We start from the raw sequence: 21,218 nt of genomic DNA, 5'->3' as shown, positions 1-21,218 counted from the left end.
ACGGGGAGAAGGGAGCGGCACACGGATGAGGGGCGGCGCTGACGAACAAAATGAACCGTTCTAACCGGAGTGACGACATGAAAGCCAAACTGGGCATGTCCCCTATCGCGTGGTGGAACGACGATCTTGCGGAACTTAGCGACGACGTGTCGTTGGAGGAGTGCCTACGCCAGTCGCGCTCGGCCGGCTTCACCGGCATGGAGATGGGCCGGCGCTTTCCCAACGACCCTAAGGTGATGCTGCCGATCCTGAAGGCGGCCGACGTCACGCTGTGCGGTGGCTGGTTCTCGGGCACGCTGGTCGATGAGGAGATGAACAAGAACAAGGATCGCATCCAGCCGATGATCGATCTGTTCAAGGCGGTGAACGCGCCTTGCATCGTCTATGGCGAGGTCGGCCGCTCGATCCAGGGCGACCGCTCGAAGCCGCTCGCCACCAAGCCGAAACTCTCGGGCGACGAGATGAAGGCTTATGCCAGGCGCCTGACCGAATTCGGCGAATGGTGCGCCGAGCAAGGCATGCCGCTTTCCTATCATCACCACATGGCGGCGGTGGTCGAGACCGAGCCGGAGCTCGACGCCTTCATGCGCCATTCCGGAGCGGGCATTCCGCTGCTGCTCGATGCGGGCCATCTGGCGTTTGCCGGCGGCGATGTGCTGCGCGCCATCGACAATCACCACAAGCGCATCAGCCATGTGCATGTGAAGGACGTGCGCATGGGCGTGATCGAGAATCTCGACCGCACGAAGCAGTCCTTCCTCGATGCGGTGGCGCTTGGCGCCTTCACCGTGCCGGGCGACGGCTCGCTGGATTTCGGCGCCATCGTGCAGCGTTTCGCCGATCATGGCTATGAAGGCTGGTTCGTGGTCGAGGCCGAACAGGACCCGAAGAAGAACCCGCCGCTCAAGATGGCGCAGGTTGGCTACAAGGAGCTGATGCGCGTAATGACGGCCGCCGGCTACACGGTCGAGACGCAGGGCTTTCCCCATGCCTGATCGGGTTCTCGCCAGGCCGGGCTTGCTGTAGGTTGCCGCGATGAAAGATTCCGAGCACCCCTTTTTCCGGCCATTGTGGCGGCGTGTCGCCGTCGTCGCGGTCTGCGTCATCTGGTCGATCATCGAGTTCGCGAGCGGCACACCGTTCTGGGGCGTGATCGCGCTGGGCTTCGCCGGCTATGGCGTCTGGCAGTTTTTTTATCTCTACAAGCCGGCGGAAGAGAACAAGGCAACGCCTGACGGACCGAAGACTAGCGAACCCAAGGCCGGCCCTGAACCAAAGGAATGATTGGAGACGATCCTGTGGATCGGAGACTGCGTGCGTGGCGGATTGCATACGTTGGCTATTGGCCGAAACGCCTGGTCGAGGTCACGGAATGGATCCTAGGGTCTTCGCGACGGAGCTTCGCTCCTGCTTCGCCCAAGGATGACGAAGTTGGGGGTGGCCGACGATGGCCCCTTCATACGACCGGCTTGGCCAACCAATAGAATAGGAGAGCTCCCAATGTCGAAACTGCTCGTCAAGGCCGGGAAGGGCCACGGCCGCGTCGCGCATGTCACCCCGCAAAGCGCAGGCTGGACCTATGTCGGGTTCGACCTGCACCGGCTGGAATCAGGGCAAACGGCTTCGGGAACAACGGACGATCGCGAAATCTGCCTGGTGTTCGTCACCGGCAAGGGCACGGTCACGGCCGGCGGCAAGGATCTCGGCCTGGTCGGACAGCGCATGTCGCCCTTCGAAGGCAAGCCATGGTCTGTTTATGTGCCGCAGGGATCGGAGTGGTCGGTGACGGCTGATACCGGACTGGAACTCGCAGTGTGCTCGGCGCCCGGCCTCGGCGGCGGCCTGCCGGTTCGCGTCATCGGACCCGACGATCTCGGCCAGGAGGTGCGCGGCAAGGGCACCAATACGCGCTACGTGACCAACATCCTGCCCGAGGGCAAGCCGGCCGATTCGCTGCTGGTGGTCGAGGTCATCACGCCCGGCGGCCATACGTCGAGCTATCCGCCGCACAAGCACGACCAGGACAATCTGCCTGAGGAGTCCTATCTCGAGGAGACCTATTACCACCGCCTCAACCCGCCGCAGGGCTTTGCTTTCCAGCGCGTCTACACCGACGCCGACAAGGACGGCTCCCGCGAGCTGGACGAGGCGATGGCGATCGAGGACGGCGACGTCGTGCTGGTGCCCAAGGGCTATCACCCCTGCGCGGCTTGCCACGGCTATGACCTCTACTACCTCAACGTCATGGCCGGCCCGAAGCGGACGTGGAAATTCCACAATGCGCCCGAGCACGAATGGCTGATGAAGGCCTGACCGTTCCGGGTCTCGGCTGAAATTGTTGGTCCAGCTTGGAAAAATCGTCGGCTAAGGACCCGCGGGGTCGATTTGCCTTCGAAAACCCTTCAAAGCTTCGTCAATCCGTCATGGAAATCACCTATGGCAACGGGCTGACGAGGATTTTCGATGCGCTACGCCATCTATTTCATCCCCCGGCAGGACGAGAAGCTGGCGCGGATCGCCGCCAATTGGCTGGGCCGTGACCCGTTCGGCGCCGCGACGCGACCGGTCGAGGCGGTGGGCGACCTGTCGGCGGCGGAAGTCGCCTTTCACACTGCATCGGCACGGCGCTATGGTTTTCATGCGACGCTGAAAGCCCCTTTCCGGTTAGCGGCCAACGAAACCGAAGCCTCGTTGCGCACAGCGCTCGACCACTTTGCCGGAGCGATGCCAGTTGTGACGATCCCGCGCCTCGTCGTCAGCCAGATCGACGGTTTCTTCGCGCTGGTGCCGGAGGCGCCATTGCCTCCGCTCAATCGCTTCGCCGATGACGTGGTGCGCGATTTCGACCGCTTTCGCGCGCCGTTGACGGAGGCCGAGATCGAGCGGCGCAGCCCGGACTCGCTGAAGCCGGGCGAATTCCGCAATCTCTGCCAATGGGGCTATCCTTACATCTTCGAGAGCTTCCGCTTCCACATGACGCTTTCCGGCAGGGCCGGCCCACAGGAAAGCCCTCGTCTTCGCCTGGCAATCGAGGGCCTGTTCGCCGAGGTGCTGCACCAGCCGGTGCCTGTGGACGGGTTGACGTTGTTCATCGAGCCCGAACCCGGCGCCCCGTTCATGGTGCTTTCCCAGCACGCGCTCGGGCGCCGTCCGGCCAGGAAAACCGCCTGAAGCAACAAGCCGTAAAGGCCAGAAGAAACCAAGGACTGCCTGAAATGACCGCCGAGACCATTCTGAGCAACGCCCGCATCGTTCTTGCCGACGAGATCATCGACGGCTCGCTCCTGATGCGTGACGGTCTGATCGCCGACATATCCGCCGGCGCCGTCCGCGCCGGCGAGGACATGGCTGGCGATTTCATCATTCCGGGGCTGGTCGAGCTTCACACCGATCATCTCGAAGGCCATTATGCGCCGCGGCCGAAGGTGCGGTGGAACCCGATTGCCGCCGTGCTTGCCCATGACGCGCAAGTGGCGACCGCGGGCATCACCACCGTGCTGGATGCCTTGCGTGTCGGCATGGACGAGGATGCCGATCTCAACGCCGCCGACATCCGCAAGCTCGCCGATGCGATCGAGGACAGCGTGCGGATGGATCGATTGCGGGCCGATCATTTCATCCACCTGCGCTGCGAGGTCTCGGCGCCGGATTGCCTCAGGGCCTTCGCCAATTTCGAGACGGACGAACGGGTGAAGCTCGCTTCGCTGATGGACCATGCGCCGGGTCAGCGCCAGTTCGTGAACCTCGAAACCTACGCCTACTACTACCAACGCAAGCTGAAGCTGACCGATCACGATTTCCAGAAATTCTGCGAGAAGCGGATGGGCGAATCGGCGCGGAATTCGGGACCGAACCGCGTCTTCATCGCCGCCGCCTGCCATGAGCGCGGCATCGTGCTTGCGAGCCATGACGATGCAACGACGGGCCATGTCGACGAAGCCATCGAGCAAGGCGTGCGCGTTGCCGAATTCCCCACCACCGAGGAGGCCGCCAGAGCCTCGAAGGATGCCGGGCTTGGCGTGCTGATGGGCGCGCCCAACGTCATGCGCGGCGCCTCGCATTCTGGCAACGTCTCGGCGCGCACGCTGGCCAGCGACGGGCTGCTCGACATATTGTCGTCCGACTACATCCCCTTCAGCCTGATCCAGTCCGCCTTCTTTCTCGGCGACGTCGTCGATAGCATTTCCCTGCCGCAGGCGGTTGCGATGGTGTCCAAGAACCCGGCCGAGGCCGTCGGCCTTTCCGATCGCGGCATCATCGAAGAAGGCCGCCGCGCCGACCTGGTGCGCGTGCGCCTCGACGACCACGTTCCGGTGGTGCGCACGGTCTGGCGGCAGGGGCGACGGGTCGCATGATGGTGTCGGCGTTGATCGAGCGTGAACTGTCGGCCGAGGCGTTTCCGATACGCGACGGCGTCTTTGTTGCCGTGGTGGGCCCGAGCGGCGCCGGCAAGGATACGATCATCGGCCATGCCAAGGCGCTCTTCGCCGACGAGACGCGGCTGGAATTCGTGCGCCGCGTCATCACCAGACCGAGCGACACGGCAAGCGAGGATCACGACACGCTGGCCGATGCCGCCTTCATCGAGGCCGAAGCCGACGGCGCCTTCGCCGTTTCCTGGGAAGCGCACGGCCTGCGCTACGGCCTGCCGGCCGAGGTCGATTGGGCAGTGGCCAACGGCCATGTCGCCGTCGCCAATGTATCGCGCGCGATCATCCCTGCCTTGCGGGAACGCTATGCCAACCTTGCCATCGTCGAGATCACCGCTTCCCCCGATGTCCTGGCCGAGCGGCTGGCGATGCGTGGCCGCGAGTCGCGCGGCGAGGTGCTGGCACGCCTGGCGCGCAGCGCTACCGTGACCTTGTCTGGCCCCGATGTCACCACGATCGACAACAGCGGTTCGCGCGAGGCGGCAGGCGAGCGCTTCGCGCAGGTGCTGCGCAAGGCGATGGCATTCTCCGATATGTCGGGACTGATTGCCTGAGGTGTTGATCTTCAGATGGTGCCGGCCTGACCTGAATTATGCCGCGTGTCGGTCGTGATCGGCACGACGCGTGCTGGCCGGCGTTGCCGACGGTTGTGTCGGCGCGTCCAGAACCGCGACGTGATGGCGGTACACCATCTCCCAGCCTTTCCAGCCGGTAAACAGCAGGATGCAGACAACGATCAATGAAAGCAGCACTCCCCATGGGCGAACTGCCGCTTCGGCGCCTTGGCTGTAGCGAAGATAGAAATTGATCAGTGCCAGAACGACGGCGGTCAAATTGCCGACCATGTGATACCAGGCGTCCGTCAGGGCGCGGATGCGCGGCTCGCCCAGGAAATCGATGAAGCCGGCGACCGCCGCCAGGAGAGCCATGACGATGGCCGCCCCAATCAGCCATATCGACGCGCGTGCCCAGAAGGCGTCGGCAGTTCCCCAGAACATCAAGTCGGTGACAAACGCCCCGACAAGGAAAGCGACAGGAAAGGGGATGAGCATCGGATGGATGGGATGACCTCCCACCTTGGCGGTGCTTAGCGGATTCGCGGCCATGACAACGCCTCCGAATAGAAAAGCATTGAACAACGCCCAGATACGGGTTTCGTTCCACCCCGGATGGAAGCTCGCAAGACCGCTTTCCGGGCGCCGCCCGGTTTTGCAGCCAAGTCACTTGGGGCCGCACAGATGCGGCCGACAATAGTCGAGCGGAATTGCGGGTCGGGCGAAATGGCGCGGCGTTATCTTTCGACGGCCATGGCGGACGGCGGCTTTTTGCCCTGATTATTCCGCCGCTGCCCCGGCGATGCTCTTGCGGCTGGCGTCGACCATGCGCCGCCGCGCGCGGAACACGCCCCATTGCTGGTCGATCAGCACGCCGATGAGGATGACACCGCCCATCACCGCGAAATTGAGCGAGGACGGGATGCCGAGCAGATTGACGAGGTTCTGCAGCTCCTGCAACAGCACGGTGCCGAGGATGACGCCGATCAGCGAGCCCTCGCCGCCGCGCAGCGAGAAGCCGCCGAGCACGGCCGCGGCAATGGCGTAGAGCTCGTAGAACTGGCCGTGGCTGGCCGGCGAGATGGAGCGCGTGTACATGGCGAAATAGATCGCCGACAGCGCCGTCAGCACGCCGCAAATGACATAGGCGGCCATGACGACGCGCCCGGTGCGGATGCCGGAATATTTCGCCGCTTCCTCGTTCTTGCCGATGGCGTAAAGATAGCGGCCGAACACCGAGCGGTGCAGCACCACCCACATGACGATGGCGATGACGATCAGCGCGAAGAAGGAATTCGGCACGCCCCAGGAGCGGCCGGCGGTAAAGAATTCGAGCTCCGGGAAATTCTGGCCAAAGGCGAAGCCGGCGGTGCCGTCGGCGGTGTAGAAGCGGGCGACGCCGCGATAGATCAAAAGGCCGCACAAGGTCACCACGAAGGGCTGCAATTTGAGCCGCGTGATCAGCCAGCCATGCGCCAGGCCGATGATGGCACCGAGCACCAGGATGAGTACGAAAGCCAGCGGCCATTCCATGCCGCGCACGGCGATGAAGTCGATGAACAGCGTTCCCAGCAGCGCCACCAGCGAGCCGACCGACAATTCGATGCCGCCGGTGATGATGACGAAGGCCTGGCCGATCGACAGGATGCCGAACAGTCCGATCAGGTTCGAGGTGTTGGCGAGATTGATCGGCAGCAGGAAGCGCGGGTTGATGATGGCGACGATGGCGCCGACCACCAGGATCAGGATCAGCAGGCCGAGATCTTTCTTGCTCATCGTCTTCTCCCCAATGCCGGCCCGAGCGCTTCCGCGGCGCGGCGCAGAATTATTTCGGCTGCTTGCCTACCGCCAGCAGCAGCACGTTTTCCTGGCTGAACTGGTCCTTGTCGAGAATGCCCGAGATCTGGCCCTCATGCATGACGGCGATGCGGTCGGACACGCCGATCACCTCCTCCATGTCGCTGGAGATCATCAGCACGGCGACGCCGGCGTCGGCGAGCGCGCGCATCAGCGCGTAGATCTCCGCCTTGGCGCCGATGTCGATGCCGCGCGTCGGCTCGTCGAGGATCATCACCTTGGGGTTCATCGCCAGCCATTTGGCCAGCACGACCTTCTGCTGGTTGCCGCCCGACAGCGTGCCGGTGCGCGTCTGCACCGAAGGCGCCTTGATGCCGAGATCTTTTTTCTGCTTCTCGGCGGTAGCCGTTTCGGCGCTGGCCGACACCAAGGAGCGCTTGGCATGCGCCGGCAGGTTGGGCAGCGAAATGTTCTGGGCGATCGACAGGTCGAGCAGGATGCCGGTCAGCTTGCGGTCCTCCGGCACCAGGAAGATGCCGTGCGCGACGGCATCGGCCGCCGAGCCCAGGGCGAGCGGCTTGCCGGCGAGCTCGAGTGCGCCGCCAAGGCTGCTTTCGATGCCGAAGAATACCCGCGCCAGCTCGGTGCGGCCGGAACCGACGAGGCCGGCAAGGCCGAGGATTTCACCGCGCCTGACGTCGAGATCGACCGGCCGGCCGGGATAGGTCGGGGTGCGGATGGCCTTGGCCGACAGGGCGACGGCGCCGGGGGCGCGGGCCGCCTCGGAAGCCTTCTCGCGCTCCTTCAGCATGCGGCCGATCATCAGCTTGACCATCTGGTCGTGGTTGATGTCGCGCTTGGGCAAGGTGCCGGCCAGCATGCCGTCACGCAGGACGATGACGCGGTCGGCGACGCGCTCGACCTCGTGCAGGCGATGTGAAATGAAGATGACGCTGATGCCGTCCGCCTTCAGCGCCTTGATGACGTCGAGCAATTTGTCGGTCTCGGCGATCGGCAGGCTCGATGTCGGTTCGTCGAGGATGACCAGCCTTGCCTTGATCGACAGCGCCTTGGCGATCTCGACCATCTGCTGCTGGGCGAGCGACAGTTCGGCGACAGGCGTGTCGGCGGAGAAATTGGCGCCGACGCGCTTCAACAGCGGCGCCACCATGGCGCGCAGCCTGGCGCGGTCGACGAGCTTGAGCGGCCCGGCGCGCAGCGGTTCGCGGCCGAAGAAGATGTTGGCTGCGACATCGAGGTTCTCGAAGAGGTTGAGTTCCTGGTGGACGAAGGCGATGCCGGAGCCAAGGCTGCCCTCGACGCTCAGGCCGTCATGGGCGGTGCCGTCGACGGTGACAGTGCCGCTGTCGGGCCGCGTCACGCCGCCGAGGATCTTCATCAAGGTGGATTTGCCGGCGCCGTTCTCGCCGACGAGGCCGATGACCTCGCCCGGCCTGACCTCCATCGAGAAGCCGTCGAGCGCTACGACGCCCGGATAGGTCTTGCGCACGTTCTCGAGACTGAGGAACGGGGTGGTCGCGGCGATGGATGTGTCGGAATAATTCATCATGCCTGACAGCGTTGGCGGGCCGACCTCTTGGCAGACTGACTGGCCTCGAAGGCTTCGTCAATGCGAGAGCAGCCGGCCCAAGCGACGTTGGGCCGGCTGAACTGCCTTCGGTCTTAATTTCCAGCCATCGCCTTCAGATTGGCGGCGTAGGCGTCGACGTCATCCTTGCCGATGATCTTGGTCGGGATGATGATGAGGCCGTCGGCCGGGATGCCCGACTTGTCGCCCTTGAGATAGGATGCCATCAGCTTCATGCCCTGATAGGCCCACTCGAAGGGCTGCTGCACGACGGTGGCGGCAATGGTGCCTTCCTTGACGCCGCCCAGCGTGATCGGATCGTCGTCGAAGCCGACCACGGTGATCGAGCCGAGCTTGCCGGCATCGCGCAGCGCTTCATAGATGCGCGGCGTGTTGTAGGAGTAGAAGCCGACCATGCAGGTGACGTCGGGGCTGGCGACCAGCGCGTCCTCGACATTCTTCTTGGCACGGGCCTGATCGATGTCGTCGCCGCGCACGTCGACGAGCTCGATCTTGGTGCCGGCGAGGCCATCCTTCATGCCCTGGATGCGCTCCTTGGCATTGTCGGCGCCGAGCAGGCCGACGAAGCCGAGGCATTTGCCGCCGTCCGGCATCGCCTTCTTGGCGATTTCGGCCGCCTGCTTGCCGGCATCGACATTGGACGAGCCGATATAGGCGACGCGCTTGGTCTGCGGAGCGTCACTGTCGGTGGTGAACAGCGCCGTTTCCGAGGCGATCTTGTTCAGCCCGTCGGTCGAGGTCTTGGGATCGACGGCCGAAACCATGATGCCCTTGACGCCGGCGGTGACCAGATCGTCCATCAGCCGCTGCTGGATGGCGACCGAGGACTGCTCGGGATATTTCAGCTCGAGATTGTAATCGGGCAGTTCGCCCTGCGCCTTCTTGACGCCGGCTTCGGCCGCCTTCCAGAAGTCGGAAGCGCCGTTGACCACGAAGGCCAGCGTCGGCTTGTCGTCGGCGCGCGCGATCGTGCTCGCCGTCAGGCCGAGCAGCAGCGCCGCGGTGGCCACGGATGCATTGCGTATCAAGGATTTCATGTTCAACCTCCCGTTTTGGCCGGTCGTCGGACCGGCCGATCCTGCACTTGTCTGATTTGCCGTTCGCGGCTTGGACGCCCTCCTCCTCAAGGGTTCCCGGCACTGAAGATGGCGTCGTTCCAGCCACGGCGACGGACTTTAGAGACTCATCCCCCGTTCGTAAATAGTCCGATTTGTCTGACATATCACATGTCCGCGACAAGGCTTCGCGGGGTACTATCCGCTTGCCATCGGGCCATTCGCATGCGCCGCGCCCCAGGGAAATCGAACGCGACGGACCGACGTTACAGCGCATTTTCGTATTAGTAAACGGTATTAGTTGCGGGCGATGGCGACCGCGCCGGCGGCGCCGCCGTTGGGCTTGCCGAGAACGCAATGGCTTGGCGCAAAAGGGATAATCGGCTCATATGCTGTGATTTAGGCTACCTGAGCCGCCTAGCCAGTAGACCGGTCGCCCGCTAATAGATATAAGTCACGCGATATTTCTATAAGCCGGCGCGGCCTTGATGGTTGCCGGGCAGGCCGGACAGGCCGGGGAACACGAACAGCATGAGCGAGACCACTGATATCGCGACGGCAAGGCGCCGCAAGGCGCCGGTGAAGCCCAAGGGCCGGGTCACCATGACCGACATTGCGCGCGCCGCCGGCTGCTCGCAGGCGACTGTTTCCTTCGTGCTCAACAATTCGCCTGGCATAAAACTGTCGCGGCAGACCCGCGAGCGGGTGATCGAGGCGGCGCGCGCGCTGGGCTACAGCGCGCCGGCCTTCTCGGCGCTGAAGACGCCGGCTGCCGCCTTCGACGGGCTGGACGGGGTGATCGGCTTCGCCGTCGACCAGCTCGCCACCAGCCCGGAAGCCGTCGTCGCCATCGAGGGCGCGCGCCAGGCCTCGTGGAACGCCGGCAACGTGCTTCTGGTGGCGCAGACCATGGGCGACGCCGTGATGGAGCCGCGCGCCATAGAGGCGCTGACCAGGCGGGGCATTTCGGCGCTGATCTACATGACCATCTTCACCCGCGAGATAACGGCGCCCGACTTCCTCTACAGCCTCGACATCCCGGTGATCCTGCTCAACTGCTACACGTCGGATTATGCCTTCCCCGCCGTGGTGCCCTCCGAGATCGCCGGCGGCCAGAGCTCCACCCGGCACCTGATCAGCCACGGCCACCGCCGCATCGCCACCATCACCGGCGAGCCCTGGATGCAGGCGGCACAGGACCGGCTGAAAGGCTACCGCCGCGCGCTTGCCACCGCCGACATCCCCTTCGATCCCGAACTGGTGGTCGAGGGCGACTGGTCGGCCAGCGCCGGTTATGCCGCGACCGTCAAGCTCCTGGCGCTGAAGGACCGCCCGACCGCCATCTTCTGTCAGAACGACCGCACCGCGATCGGCTGCTACGAAGCGCTGAAGGAAGCCGGCCTGCACATACCGCAGGACATCTCCGTGGTCGGCTACGACGACGAGGAAATCGCCCGGCATCTGTTCCCGCCGCTGACCACCTCGATCCTGCCGCATATGGCGATGGGCCAATGGGCGATCGAACAGCTCGAAGCGCCAGCGACGGTGGGACGGGGGCGCTATCCCATCACCAAGCTGGAATGTCCGCTGGTGGAGAGGGAGAGTGTAAGGGCCGTGGCAGGCTGACCGACAGGCCGACAAGGCAAGCATTTGGGCGATGAAAACCGGCGCCGCGAGCGCCGCCTGGCCACGGACTTTCCCGCCGGACTTTCCCGCTGCCGGGGCCAGCCAGGCATGCCCTTTCAATTGGCACAGCAAGCGGTCGGGCCGCCGGCCCCGAGGCCGCGAAGGCGTGAAAAATGCCGGCCAGCGACGCCGCGAGAGCCCTATTGCGCCAAGGTTCGAGGACATTTGTTCCAAGCGCGGCGTGTTGGTTGAACGGACTGGATTGCAGGCATAGCCTTGCGTCGTCCACCGGGGCTCGCCTCGAGCTTGCGGGGGCAACAGGCGGCGGATCGCGGCGTGCCGCTGATCGAGGAGACGAACATGCAGCTCGAACAATCCCTTGCCGGCATGCGCCGGCGCGACCTTCTCAAAATGATCGGCATCACGGCGGGCAGCGCCGCAATGTACCAGGCCATGACCAGCATGGGGCTGGCGGCAGAGTCCGATTACGAGGGACCGATCAAGCTCGAAGGCGACCCGAAGGGCGCTTCGGTGCTCGTCCTGGGCGCCGGCCTGGCCGGCATGCTGGCGGCGCTGGAACTGCGCCAGGCCGGCTACAAGGTGAAGATCCTTGAATACAATGCCCGCGCCGGCGGCCGCAACTGGACGATACGCGGCGGCGACACCGTTACCGAACTCGGCGGCTACACGCAGAAATGCGAGTTCGATGAGGGGCTCTACCTCAATCCCGGCCCTTGGCGCATCCCCTACCATCACAACGGGCTGCTGGCCTATTGCCGGAGGCTCGGGGTGACGCTGGAGCCGTTCCAGCAGACCAACCACAACGCCCTGCTGCACTCGACGGAGGCCTTCGGCGGCAAGCCCAAACGCGTGCGCGAGATCGAGACGGACTTCAAGGGTCACACTTCGGAGCTGCTGGCCAAGGTGGCCAGGAAGGGCCAGCTGGAGGGGCTCGTCTCCAAGGAGGACCAGGAGGTGCTGCTCGAGGCGCTGCAGTCCTGGGGGGCGCTGGACAAGGACTACAGCTACAAATCCAGCCTCACGACCGCCGAATTCCGCGGCTACGAGAAGGAGCCGGGCGGCGGCATCGGCGCCGAGCCGGCGGCGGGTCAGGTCATCGGCGCGTCCGACGTGCTGAATTCGCGCCTGTGGGGCAGCCTCGCCAACTTCTCGCTCTACGAATTCCAGACCACCATGTTCCAGCCGGTCGGCGGCATGGGCAGGATTGGCGAAGCCTTCGCCAAGCAGGTCGGCGACCTTATCACCTATAATGCCAAGGTCACCAAGATCGCCCAGAACGACAAGGGCGTGACGGTGACCTATGAGGACGCGAGAAACCCCGGCACCGCGCAGGAGGCCAGCGCCGACTGGTGCGTGTGCACCATTCCGCTCACCATCCTCAGCCAGATCGAAATCCAGGTCGGCGGCGCCATGCAGGCGGCGATCGGGGCGGTGCCCTATGCGTCCTCGGTCAAGGTCGGCCTGCAGATGAAGCGCCGTTTCTGGGAGGAGGACGAATCGATCTTCGGCGGCGTCAGCTACACCAACCTGCCGATCTCGCAGATCTCCTATCCCAGCACCGGCTTCAACGCCGGCGGCAAGGGCGTGCTGCTCGGCTGCTACACATGGAACGGACCGAACTCCTACGAATTCACCGCCATGACCCCGCAGGAGCGCGTGCAGAAGGCGGTGGAATACGGCGCGCAGCTCCACCCGCAATACAAGCAGGAGTTCGAGACCGGCGTTTCCTGGGCATGGCACCGCTCGCCCTTCACGCTTGGCTGCGCGGGCGACTGGACTGAAGAGGCGCGCAAGGAGCACTACGACAATCTGTGCCAGATCGACGGCCGCATCGTGCTGGCCGGCGAGCATGCCTCCTACATTCCCGCCTGGCAGGAGGGCGCGATCCTGTCCTCGCTCAACGCCATCACCCGCCTGCACCAGCGCGTCATGCAGGGATGAGGCCATGCCGATCCCTTCGTTCACCCCGTATCCCGCGAGGCATCCCATCATGAGCAGCTCCTTCAAAAGATCCAGCGGTCTCATCGCCGCCATGGCCGTCGCCATGGCGTTCACGGCCCCCGGCGCGTTCGCCGATTCGGCCGGCGTCACATTCAGCCAGGGCGATAATTTCACCGAAAAGGACGGCGCGGGGCTCTATGCCAATGTCTGCGCCGCCTGCCACCTGGACAAGGGGCAAGGCGCGGTCGGCGCCGGCCACTATCCGGCGCTGGCCAAGAACAAGAACCTGGAGACCGGCGGCTATCCCGTAAGCCTCGTCCTGCACGGGCAAAACGGCATGCCGCCGGTGGGGCAGATGATGAGCGACGACCAGGTCGCGGCCGTGGTCAACTATGTCAGGACGCATTTCGGCAACGACTACAAGGATGCCGTGACGGCGCAGGACGTGAAGGATGTCCGCTGATTTGCGGATGTCGACCGCACATGCGGCAACGCAAACCGCGCGGCGGGCATTCCGGCGCTCGCCGCCCTCTCGAACAGAAGGAAACGGGTCATGAAACCATCGATCGGGAAATCATGGATCGGGGTCACCGTGCTGGCGGCGGGAATGCTGGCTGCCGGCGCGGCCTTGGCCGACGACGTCGTTCGCCACAAGATTCCGAATTCGGATTTTCCGATCCTGCGCGCCGTCGAGGTGCCGGCCGGCAAGACCACGGTCTATCTCAGCGGCGCCGTGCCGTCGGTCATCGACGAGAAGGCCGACAAGGCGACGGTCGCGGCCTATGGCGACACCGAGGCCCAGACCGGCTCGGTGCTGAAGTCGATCGACAAGACGCTGGCCGATCTCGGCCTGAAGATGGGCGACGTCGTCAAGATGCAGGTCTTCCTGGTCGGCGATCCCGCCAAGGGCGGCAAGATGGATTTTGCCGGCTTCATGAAAGGCTACACCAAGTTTTTCGGCACCAAGGACCAGCCGAACCTGCCGACGCGTTCGGTGGTGCAGGTTGCGGGCCTTGCCGGCCCCGGCTTCCTGGTCGAAATCGAAGTGACCGCCGTGCGGCCCTGAAGCCGGGCGTTCAGCCAGCCCGTTGCGCCAGGATGCCTACCGGGCTGGGGAGGCGCGGATCTGGCGGGCTGGGAACCGGCGCGGTCGAAGCGGCCTCGCTCGCCCGGGCACCCACCGAAAGGCGGAGCTGGGCGATGTTGACCCGCCAGTGAGGGCTAAACCGCGCGGAGCCCGCGCCCAAGCACTAGCCATTCGTCGAAGGCAGGTTGCGCGACCGCGGACGGAAAACCGCCTCACAGTTTTCCCGGAATTGCTCTAGCCTCGCCTTCTTCAGCGCAGGGAGAGCGAGATGACCTCAAGTTTCACCGTTCATGACGCATCCGGATATGAGCAGCTCATGGGTCGCTGGAGCCGCAAGCTCGCGCCCAAATTCATCGACTTCGCCGGGCTCGGCACCGGCGAAAAGATCCTCGATGTCGGCTGCGGCACCGGCAGCCTGACCTTCGAGCTGGCGAAATCCGCCGACCTCTCGGCGATCGCGGCGATCGATTTTTCGCCTGTCTTCGTCGAGGCGGCGAAGGCGCGCAACAGCGATCCGCGCATCGAGATCCAGCAGGGCGACGCCACCGCTCTGCCGTTCGCCGACAATGCGTTCGACCGCGCGCTGGCGCTGCTCGTACTTCATTTCGTGCCGGAGGCCGGCAAGGCGGTGGGCGAAATGCGCCGCGTGGTGCGGCCGGGCGGCGTGGTCGCAGCCGTCGTGTGGGACCATCTCGGCGGCATGCCCGGCATGCGCATGATGATCGACACGGCGGCCGCGCTCAGCGAAGGCGGCCGCCAGATGCGCAGCCGCTATTGCTTCCAGCCGATGATGCAGCCCGGCGAAATGAAGCGAACCTTTATCGAGCAGGACCTGGCCGACGTCACCGAAACCGAGCTGATGATCCGCATGGACTACCGGGATTTCGACGACTACTGGGCGCCGATCGGCGCCGGCGAAGGGCCGCTCGGTAAATACATGATGACGCTCGACCCAGCCGAGCGGACGCGCATCGAGGGCGCCGTCCGCGATGCCTACGAGGCCGGCCGGCCGGATGGAGCGCGGTCGTTCGCGAGTGTGGCCTGGGCTTGCAGAGGTGTGGTGCGGTAAAGGGGCTGAGAGCCGCGCTATTGCGGCAAACCGGCGGCCTGCAGCGCATCGCCGAGGCAGTGCGCGAGCGCCGGGGCGCAGTTCACGGCCGCGAACTGGCGACCGTAGCGAAACGTCGGGTGCAGCTCACGCACCCGCGCCGCTGCCGCCGCCGCCTCATCCAGCCGACCGAGCTTGGCCAAAGCGGCGGCCAACTGCACATAGGTGATGCTGTGGGCGGGGTTGGCCTGAACGGACCTGTATGCGGCACGGCAGGCCTCGTCATAGCGGCCGCGCAGCAAATGGCTCATCGCCTGGGCATCGAAGGCGGCGAAAGCCCATGGATCGAAGGGGCTGAGCCGCATCCCGCGCTCGCTCCACTCGATGGCCTGCTCCGCTTCGCCGCTCCAGCCGAGGATGACGCTGCCCAGAATATAGGTCAGGGCGGATGAGGGGCTGACGGCAAGCGCGGCTTCCAGGGCTGTGAAGGCGGCCTTGCGGTCATGTCCATCCATGCCGATCGAAAACCCCGCAAGGGTAAGCGCGGCCGCGTCGTCCTGTCCGTGCAGGATGGCCAGGCGGGCGTGGCGTATCGAAGCCTCCCGATCGGCTTCCTGCAGGCCGGCGCGAAGGAAGAGGCAATGGTGGCACATGGCGGCGTTGCCGTGGGCAAGCGCATAGGTTGGCTCGAGTTCGATGGCGCGTTCGAGCAGCACAAGCGCCTGCGTCACCCGCTCGGGCATGCCGGAATCCACGTCCGGCTGGGCGCGCAGCACGAGATCGTAGGCATCGAGACTGTCGGGGCGCTTGCGCCTCACCCTCTCGATTTCGACACGCCGCAGGCTGGGCGCGATCGCGCCGACAGCCGCCAGCGCGATCTCATCCTGGAGCGCGAAAATATCGGCGGAGGCGCGGTCGAAGCGCTCGGCCCATATGTGGGCGCCGGTCGAGGTGTCGATCATCTGGCCGGTCACGCGCACGCTGCCGCCGGCCCTGCGCACGCTGCCTTCGAGCACATAGCGGACGCCGAGCTCGCGGCCGACCTGCTTCACGTCCATCGCGCGCCCCTTATAGGTGAAGGAGGAGTTGCGCGCGATGACGAACAGCCAGTTGATGCGCGCCAGGCCGGTGATGATGTCGTCGACGATGCCGTCGGCGAAATAATCCTGTTCGCCGCTCAGGTTCGAGAACGGCAGAACCGCGATCGAAGGCTTGCCGGGCCATGTCAGCGTTGCCGCCTCGGGGCCCAGACCACCGATCGCGACTTCGGGCCCGACATAACGATAGCCGTGCCGCGGCAGCGTCTCGATCCAGCTTCCGCCGCCGGCCGTGCTCTCCAGCATGCGCCTGGCCGCCGCGATCTGCACCGTCAGGTTGCTGTCCTCGATCGCTTGGCCCGGCCATGCGGCGTCGATCAGCGCCTGCTTGGGAACCGGCTTGCCCGTGCGTTCCACAAGCAGCGCCAGCAGCGCGACGGCCCGTTGGCCGAGCGGCGTCGGCTGGTCGCCGTGGAACAGGATCCCGGCTTCGCCGTCGATGCGAAAGGGGCCAAAGGCGAGGCTTGTTGCCATTCCCGAAGGAGATACCGTTTGCAATCTTTTCGCAATGATTTCGCAACGGCTTCACGACTGGCCGGCCGGGTAGAGGCATTCTGTGCCGGTGGCTGCGGGAAAAAGCAGCGAACCGATGGAGGATCAAATGAGCGCCGCCCCTGTCATCCGGATGCCCGACGAGAACAAGGGGGTCATGCTGCGTGGCCAGCCGATGGTGTTCCTCGTCACCGGCGGGGATACCAGACACACGAGCATGTTCGACTGGACCATACCGGCCGGCTTCGCCACCGGCCTGCATGTCCATCGCGTGCAGGAAGAAACCTTCTATGTGCTTGACGGCGAATGTGTCTGGCACGTCGGCGCGCAGGTGATCCGGGCGACGCCTGGCACCTTCCTGTTCATTCCGCCTGGCGTGCAGCATAACATCACCAATGTCGGCGAAAAACCGGCCCGCGTGCTGATGACCGTCTCGCCGCCCGGCCATGAGCACTATTTCGAAGAGCTTGCGAGGCTCGCCGTAAAGGGCTCCCCGGACCCGAAGGCGCTCGCCGAACTGCGGAACCGCTACGACACCGAGCAGCTCTCCACCCTGACGACGAGCACGTAGGCGTGATTGGTCCATAATCGGCCTGCTTCCGATGCAAGCGGCCCCCGGCGCCTGCGATGACACGGCAAAGATGATCTCCACGGCCGTGCAATGCGGAGAACCCTGCATCTGGATAAAAGCGCGCAGTGGTCTAATCTCCCTCGGGATTCCGACGTCTTTCGCAAAGGGTTCCCGAATGGCACTTAGCGGACCGCGCCCGACTTGGCTTACTTTCGACTGCTACGGCACGCTGATCCAGTGGGATGAAGGGCTGATGGCGGCGATGGAGACGATCCTGTCGCGCAAGGGCCGCAGGATCGAGCCGGAGACATTCATCCCGGTCTATGACCGGCACGAACACCAGCTCGAGCATACCAAGCCGCACCTCTCCTTCGCCGAAGTGACGGCGAAAGCGCTGCATCTGGCGATGCGCGACTTTTCGCTGGAAGCGGAAGCCGGCGACGCCGAACTGCTGACATCCTCGATCGGCCGCATGCCGCCCTTCCCGGAAGTCGTCGCGACGCTGCAAAAGCTGAAGCAGGCCGGCTTCAAGCTGGCGATCATCTCCAACACCGACGACGCCATCATCGCCGACAATGTCGCGCAGCTGGGCGGCGCCATCGACCGGGTCATCACGGCGCAACAGGCGCAGGCCTACAAGCCGTCACGGCAGATCTTCGAACACGCCTGGCGCACCCTCGGCGTGACCAGGGACGAGCTGGTCCACATCTGCGCCAGCCCGCATCTCGACCTGACCGCCGCCCGCGACCTGCATTTTCGCGCGGTATGGGTCGATCGCGGGACAGGGCGGCGCCCGCCAGCGGGTTATGAGCCGGACGCGGTGGCGCGCGGGCTGGATGATGTGCCGGGGTTTTTTGAGGCGGCTGGGTGGATTTAGGATATCGGAGGGTTGGGCGCGTAGGCTCGAACCCCTCCAAAGCCCTTCGGGCCAAAAGTGTTACCCATGTCTCCGGTATAAACCGTAACCTATGTGTCCGGAACGGACCCTAGTGAGTTGGCGCGCCACAGAGGATGAAACTGGGAACTCGTATATGCTTGTGATTGCTCTATAATCCAGTATGCGAGCGAGGCGCGACCCTGCCCACATGGCGGTGGAAACCCTCGGCGAGGCGCTGAACCTCGGGTGGCGCATGCATATGCGCTGCCTCGACGACGGGATGAGTGGGCTGAAGCACAAATGGGAATGCGGCCATCGCTTCCGGCGACGACTCCGAGCAAGGTGATTGAGTGGGCGAAAGCGACTGACCAGCCCCAAAGGAATTAGGATTTACCACGGGCGAACTATGGAGCAGCGATGACGAGCCTTTATGGCCTTCTTCTCCAGTCGAGCGGGCTTTCGGAAGTCGAATCGGCTTCCCTGCACAAGATGCCCTACGAGACAGTCGCCGCTTGGTCGCATGGAACTGCCGCTCCGAGCGACGAAGCGCTGCGGTTTCTGTACCGGCTCATCGATTTGCAAAACCATGCTGCTCATTGGGTTCTGCACATGCTCAAGCAGGAAAGCGAAACTGCTTCGCGGCGGATCGTGACTATCTGCATCACAGACGACGAAAATCAATCTGGGACACTGGGATGGCCAACCGCGTCAGCGATGAATGCCGCAGTCCGGCGGCTGCTTGAGATTGCCGGTGATGATCTCCGCAGCCGTATTCAGCTCGTGTTCAATCCAGAACCGGGCGAACCCGGCGTCCATTTTGTCGGTACCCGGTTGCGGCCGGATGGGACGCCTGAGGCGCCGGGACAAACGACCGATGAATAAGCGGCATTAAGACGCGGCCTGATCTGGCTGCAACATTGTGCCCCCTCCGGCACCTGCTGAACGTTTTCCAGGCATTATTCCTCCCGCTTGTAACGATAGCCTTTTGGACCATCCTGCCTCTGTCCTTTGTTGTGGCCAAGGCCCTTCGTTCTCTTTTTCCAGCCATCGTCCTTTGCGGGCGCGCTGAGACCTTCGGCTGGAACTGTCAGATCGAGCTTATTCACCTCAAGCTGCCTTTTGCGAGCCTGCCACTTCTCGGTTTGCAGGCTCTCGGCGGCGCGTAACTGCCGCCGAACGGTTGTTTCCAGCGACCGCCTTTCACGGGCTTCGAGGCGGGCCAACGCCTTGCGCCGCCGCTCGTGCATGAAATGCTCGCGTTGATGACGGCGCTCCAGCGCCTCGCACTCAATGCGATGACGCTCAGCAGGATTGATCTTTGCATTCCGACGAAGCGGCGCAATGACCGAACGAAGGCCGGGTACCCGGTCAAGCAGCGCAAAGATAGCTCCCGCGACCCGCGCGAAGGGTTTGCCTGCCTCCGATTTATGGGCCGCGTGAAGAGACATGCGCTCGCCGCCCTGAACGATATCCAGTTCCTGCTTGCGGAGGTCGAGCTTTTTGCGGCGCTCGGCCTGACGGATGTCGAGTTTCCCTGAAAGCTCGGCCATGCGTGGCGCAACACGCGCGTCAACGAGGGGCTCGATATCTGAGGCTTCCCGCCGTACAGCCATAACAGCTTCGTCCACGGAGGGGATTGTCCCGGACGCAAGCGGGGCGAGCTTGTCATCCAGCTCGCGCGTGCGCACGCCATCAATCTGGCGGGCAAGGCTATGCACCTTGCCGAAACGGTCGACGACCACAAATCCGCGCTTGTCGCCGCGGGCAAGGACATAGCCTTTCTCTTTCAGCGCTGCCCGGAACGCGGTCGCACTATCCGACCTGCGGAACGCATCCGTGATTTCTGCACGGCGCTCGCGGGGAGTAATCCCCGTCGCGTCGGCCTGCGCCTTCTCCTGAAGGGTCATGTCCTTCTTGCGCTGGCGGTCCTGGCCCGCATCTCGCGCAAGCCCTTCGGGGAGCGGAAGGCCGAACTCATGGGCAAGCTCGCGCGCAAGGGTACGGAGCTTCTGGCGGTCGTGAGAGAGCTGCACCGCGCGCATCTTCGCGGTGTCTATTCGCGACCAGACGACATGGCAGTGCTCGCGCCCGTGCTTGACATGAAACACCACAGCACGAGCCTGGCCGCTGAGCCCGAGGCCCTGCTCAATGCGGTCAATGGCGGCCCGGTACTGGTCGCGGGAGATCGGCGCGGACGGATTGATCGAGAGGCTGTAAAGAGGCTCCTTGCACCGCGTACCCGCGGCAATGGCCTCGTACTCGCCGAACGCGCCGTGCAAATCCTGTGCGACCGTGCCCCTGATCTCGGCCACCTCGACAAGCTCGTTGTCGAACTCGTTCTGAAGGTGGCTCGCAAGATCAGCCCCGCCTGCGCGCTGGTTGCCTTTCAAGATCATGGCTCTCGGCCCATGGCTAGAAAGCAGACGGTGCGCATCTCGGCGAGATCGCGGAACGCGGCGGCAACGTGAGGCTCGTTAGGGTCGATACCGCCAGCCGCCGCAGCGGCACGCAGCGTGTCCGCGATGCGGCCAAGTTCGCCGAGAATGCGGGCAGCCGCCTGATGGTTCACCGTAGGGCGGCGTGATTGTCGCGGGACGGGCACGTTCAATGTCGCCGAGCGGATGACGGAGGCAACGCTCGTGCCGGTGCGATCGGCCATCAGCCGTATCGCCTCGGCCTCCGCGACGTTGAAACGTGCAGAGAGCGTCAGCTGACGCTGTCTCGTATCGGACCCACTCCGCGACATGCCCGCCCTAACCGCGCATCCAATGACGCGCTTCATTGGTCGTGTTGCAGCGACGAAACGCTGCTTCGGCAGTTACCGGCTCGATGCCTGGGAGCTGCCGATCATGCGGGGGATGCAACGGGGGCTGGCTTCAAGAAGCCCCCTGCCAAGATTGCGCGGACTCTCCGCGCACATCTTGTAATCCGCACTAACGACTCTTTTTCTGATTGTAGGCGGGAAGATTTACAAACAAGTAAAGGTTGTATCGGCTCAAGCGGACGCAACCAG

21 protein-coding genes are annotated in these 21,218 nt (G+C 64.3%); 14 read left to right on the top strand and 7 right to left on the bottom strand.

Going from position 1 to position 21,218, the window contains the following annotated elements:
* Positions 1-77: 77 nt before the first annotated feature.
* The 6 genes from iolE (at position 78) to phnN (ending at position 4,984) form a co-directional block, all read left to right on the top strand.
* Positions 78-995 carry a myo-inosose-2 dehydratase gene (gene iolE, locus LB533_RS25905; RefSeq protein ID WP_224678510.1) on the top strand — a complete coding sequence of 306 codons (918 nt, stop codon included), beginning with the start codon at positions 78-80 and terminating at the stop codon, positions 993-995.
* Positions 996-1,035: 40 nt separating this feature from the next.
* Entirely contained in the window at positions 1,036-1,284 is a 249-nt protein-coding gene (locus LB533_RS25900) for a DUF3329 domain-containing protein (protein WP_224678509.1), read from the top strand.
* 216 nt (positions 1,285-1,500) lie between these two features.
* Positions 1,501-2,313, top strand: coding sequence for a 5-deoxy-glucuronate isomerase (gene iolB / locus LB533_RS25895; protein WP_224678508.1), 813 nt, complete (start codon positions 1,501-1,503; stop codon positions 2,311-2,313).
* Positions 2,314-2,463: 150 nt separating this feature from the next.
* A complete protein-coding gene (locus tag LB533_RS25890) occupies positions 2,464-3,171 on the top strand; it encodes a DUF1045 domain-containing protein (RefSeq protein WP_224678507.1) in 708 nt (235 codons plus the stop codon).
* 44 nt (positions 3,172-3,215) lie between these two features.
* Positions 3,216-4,355, top strand: coding sequence for an alpha-D-ribose 1-methylphosphonate 5-triphosphate diphosphatase (locus tag LB533_RS25885; RefSeq protein WP_224678506.1), 1,140 nt, complete (start codon positions 3,216-3,218; stop codon positions 4,353-4,355).
* Positions 4,352-4,984: a phosphonate metabolism protein/1,5-bisphosphokinase (PRPP-forming) PhnN gene (gene phnN, locus LB533_RS25880; RefSeq protein ID WP_224678505.1), complete on the top strand. Its 633-nt coding sequence runs from the start codon at positions 4,352-4,354 to the stop codon at positions 4,982-4,984. Before LB533_RS25885 ends, phnN begins: the two co-directional genes overlap by 4 nt.
* Positions 4,985-5,020: 36 nt before the next feature.
* On the opposite strand, the gene LB533_RS25875 is transcribed toward phnN, so the two are convergent.
* From LB533_RS25875 to LB533_RS25860, 4 genes are all read right to left on the bottom strand, one after another.
* Positions 5,021-5,536, bottom strand: coding sequence for a DUF2231 domain-containing protein (locus LB533_RS25875; RefSeq protein ID WP_224678504.1), 516 nt, complete (start codon positions 5,534-5,536; stop codon positions 5,021-5,023).
* A 228-nt stretch (positions 5,537-5,764) separates the two neighbouring features.
* A complete protein-coding gene (locus tag LB533_RS25870) occupies positions 5,765-6,760 on the bottom strand; it encodes an ABC transporter permease (protein WP_224678503.1) in 996 nt (331 codons plus the stop codon).
* Between the two features lie 49 nt (positions 6,761-6,809).
* Positions 6,810-8,348 (bottom strand): sugar ABC transporter ATP-binding protein, encoded by a 1,539-nt coding sequence (locus tag LB533_RS25865; protein WP_224678559.1) that lies wholly within the window; start codon positions 8,346-8,348, stop codon positions 6,810-6,812.
* Positions 8,349-8,464: 116 nt separating this feature from the next.
* Positions 8,465-9,427 carry a sugar-binding protein gene (locus LB533_RS25860; RefSeq protein ID WP_140491278.1) on the bottom strand — a complete coding sequence of 321 codons (963 nt, stop codon included), beginning with the start codon at positions 9,425-9,427 and terminating at the stop codon, positions 8,465-8,467.
* A 549-nt stretch (positions 9,428-9,976) separates the two neighbouring features.
* Here LB533_RS25860 and LB533_RS25855 point away from each other — a divergent pair.
* The 5 genes from LB533_RS25855 to LB533_RS25835 all read left to right on the top strand — a co-directional run bounded on the left by LB533_RS25855 (position 9,977) and on the right by LB533_RS25835 (position 15,189).
* Positions 9,977-11,071, top strand: a complete 1,095-nt coding sequence (locus tag LB533_RS25855; RefSeq protein WP_224678502.1) for a LacI family DNA-binding transcriptional regulator — start codon at positions 9,977-9,979, stop codon at positions 11,069-11,071.
* A gap of 360 nt (positions 11,072-11,431) precedes the next feature.
* On the top strand, positions 11,432-13,033 hold the full coding sequence (locus LB533_RS25850; protein ID WP_224678501.1) for a flavin monoamine oxidase family protein: 1,602 nt from the start codon (positions 11,432-11,434) through the stop codon (positions 13,031-13,033).
* Positions 13,034-13,082: 49 nt separating this feature from the next.
* On the top strand, positions 13,083-13,496 hold the full coding sequence (locus LB533_RS25845; RefSeq protein ID WP_224678500.1) for a c-type cytochrome: 414 nt from the start codon (positions 13,083-13,085) through the stop codon (positions 13,494-13,496).
* A gap of 90 nt (positions 13,497-13,586) precedes the next feature.
* Positions 13,587-14,099 carry a RidA family protein gene (locus LB533_RS25840; RefSeq protein WP_224678499.1) on the top strand — a complete coding sequence of 171 codons (513 nt, stop codon included), beginning with the start codon at positions 13,587-13,589 and terminating at the stop codon, positions 14,097-14,099.
* A gap of 289 nt (positions 14,100-14,388) precedes the next feature.
* Positions 14,389-15,189, top strand: coding sequence for a class I SAM-dependent methyltransferase (locus tag LB533_RS25835; protein WP_224678498.1), 801 nt, complete (start codon positions 14,389-14,391; stop codon positions 15,187-15,189).
* A 17-nt stretch (positions 15,190-15,206) separates the two neighbouring features.
* Here LB533_RS25835 and LB533_RS25830 read toward each other — a convergent pair whose 3' ends face one another.
* Positions 15,207-16,739 carry a winged helix-turn-helix domain-containing tetratricopeptide repeat protein gene (locus LB533_RS25830; RefSeq protein WP_224678497.1) on the bottom strand — a complete coding sequence of 511 codons (1,533 nt, stop codon included), beginning with the start codon at positions 16,737-16,739 and terminating at the stop codon, positions 15,207-15,209.
* Positions 16,740-16,866: 127 nt separating this feature from the next.
* On the opposite strand from LB533_RS25830, the gene LB533_RS25825 reads away from it, so the two are divergent.
* The 3 genes from LB533_RS25825 to LB533_RS25815 all read left to right on the top strand — a co-directional run bounded on the left by LB533_RS25825 (position 16,867) and on the right by LB533_RS25815 (position 19,087).
* Positions 16,867-17,328, top strand: coding sequence for a cupin domain-containing protein (locus LB533_RS25825; RefSeq protein ID WP_224678496.1), 462 nt, complete (start codon positions 16,867-16,869; stop codon positions 17,326-17,328).
* A gap of 175 nt (positions 17,329-17,503) precedes the next feature.
* On the top strand, positions 17,504-18,205 hold the full coding sequence (locus LB533_RS25820; protein ID WP_224678495.1) for a haloacid dehalogenase type II: 702 nt from the start codon (positions 17,504-17,506) through the stop codon (positions 18,203-18,205).
* Between the two features lie 417 nt (positions 18,206-18,622).
* The gene (locus LB533_RS25815; protein ID WP_224678494.1) at positions 18,623-19,087 is read left to right on the top strand and encodes a hypothetical protein; all 465 of its coding nucleotides are present in this window, start codon (positions 18,623-18,625) and stop codon (positions 19,085-19,087) included.
* 74 nt (positions 19,088-19,161) lie between these two features.
* Here the strand turns inward: LB533_RS25815 and LB533_RS25810 are convergent, their stop codons facing one another.
* Positions 19,162-20,601: a relaxase/mobilization nuclease domain-containing protein gene (locus LB533_RS25810; protein ID WP_224678493.1), complete on the bottom strand. Its 1,440-nt coding sequence runs from the start codon at positions 20,599-20,601 to the stop codon at positions 19,162-19,164.
* Entirely contained in the window at positions 20,598-20,951 is a 354-nt protein-coding gene (locus LB533_RS25805) for a plasmid mobilization protein (protein WP_411970907.1), read from the bottom strand. The genes LB533_RS25810 and LB533_RS25805 overlap by 4 nt, the downstream gene beginning before the upstream one ends.
* Between the last annotated feature and the right edge of the window lie 267 nt (positions 20,952-21,218).

Source organism: Mesorhizobium sp. BR1-1-13, from assembly GCF_020165515.1.
GTDB lineage: Bacteria > Pseudomonadota > Alphaproteobacteria > Rhizobiales > Rhizobiaceae > Mesorhizobium.
The sequence above is the reverse complement of the archived record's forward strand: the minus strand, read 5'-3'. Positions and strand labels throughout refer to the sequence as shown.

Bases quoted from the DNA above. Each gene is read 5' to 3' on its own strand.
- iolE (WP_224678510.1), top strand. From the start codon at position 78: ATGAAAGCCAAACTGGGCATGTCCCCTATCGCGTGGTGGAACGACGAT.
- LB533_RS25900 (WP_224678509.1), top strand. From the start codon at position 1,036: ATGAAAGATTCCGAGCACCCCTTTTTCCGGCCATTGTGGCGGCGTGTC.
- iolB (WP_224678508.1), top strand. From the start codon at position 1,501: ATGTCGAAACTGCTCGTCAAGGCCGGGAAGGGCCACGGCCGCGTCGCG.
- LB533_RS25890 (WP_224678507.1), top strand. From the start codon at position 2,464: ATGCGCTACGCCATCTATTTCATCCCCCGGCAGGACGAGAAGCTGGCG.
- LB533_RS25885 (WP_224678506.1), top strand. From the start codon at position 3,216: ATGACCGCCGAGACCATTCTGAGCAACGCCCGCATCGTTCTTGCCGAC.
- phnN (WP_224678505.1), top strand. From the start codon at position 4,352: ATGATGGTGTCGGCGTTGATCGAGCGTGAACTGTCGGCCGAGGCGTTT.
- LB533_RS25875 (WP_224678504.1), bottom strand. From the start codon at position 5,536: ATGGCCGCGAATCCGCTAAGCACCGCCAAGGTGGGAGGTCATCCCATC.
- LB533_RS25870 (WP_224678503.1), bottom strand. From the start codon at position 6,760: ATGAGCAAGAAAGATCTCGGCCTGCTGATCCTGATCCTGGTGGTCGGC.
- LB533_RS25865 (WP_224678559.1), bottom strand. From the start codon at position 8,348: ATGAATTATTCCGACACATCCATCGCCGCGACCACCCCGTTCCTCAGT.
- LB533_RS25860 (WP_140491278.1), bottom strand. From the start codon at position 9,427: ATGAAATCCTTGATACGCAATGCATCCGTGGCCACCGCGGCGCTGCTG.
- LB533_RS25855 (WP_224678502.1), top strand. From the start codon at position 9,977: ATGAGCGAGACCACTGATATCGCGACGGCAAGGCGCCGCAAGGCGCCG.
- LB533_RS25850 (WP_224678501.1), top strand. From the start codon at position 11,432: ATGCAGCTCGAACAATCCCTTGCCGGCATGCGCCGGCGCGACCTTCTC.
- LB533_RS25845 (WP_224678500.1), top strand. From the start codon at position 13,083: ATGAGCAGCTCCTTCAAAAGATCCAGCGGTCTCATCGCCGCCATGGCC.
- LB533_RS25840 (WP_224678499.1), top strand. From the start codon at position 13,587: ATGAAACCATCGATCGGGAAATCATGGATCGGGGTCACCGTGCTGGCG.
- LB533_RS25835 (WP_224678498.1), top strand. From the start codon at position 14,389: ATGACCTCAAGTTTCACCGTTCATGACGCATCCGGATATGAGCAGCTC.
- LB533_RS25830 (WP_224678497.1), bottom strand. From the start codon at position 16,739: ATGGCAACAAGCCTCGCCTTTGGCCCCTTTCGCATCGACGGCGAAGCC.
- LB533_RS25825 (WP_224678496.1), top strand. From the start codon at position 16,867: ATGAGCGCCGCCCCTGTCATCCGGATGCCCGACGAGAACAAGGGGGTC.
- LB533_RS25820 (WP_224678495.1), top strand. From the start codon at position 17,504: ATGGCACTTAGCGGACCGCGCCCGACTTGGCTTACTTTCGACTGCTAC.
- LB533_RS25815 (WP_224678494.1), top strand. From the start codon at position 18,623: ATGACGAGCCTTTATGGCCTTCTTCTCCAGTCGAGCGGGCTTTCGGAA.
- LB533_RS25810 (WP_224678493.1), bottom strand. From the start codon at position 20,601: ATGATCTTGAAAGGCAACCAGCGCGCAGGCGGGGCTGATCTTGCGAGC.
- LB533_RS25805 (WP_411970907.1), bottom strand. From the start codon at position 20,951: ATGTCGCGGAGTGGGTCCGATACGAGACAGCGTCAGCTGACGCTCTCT.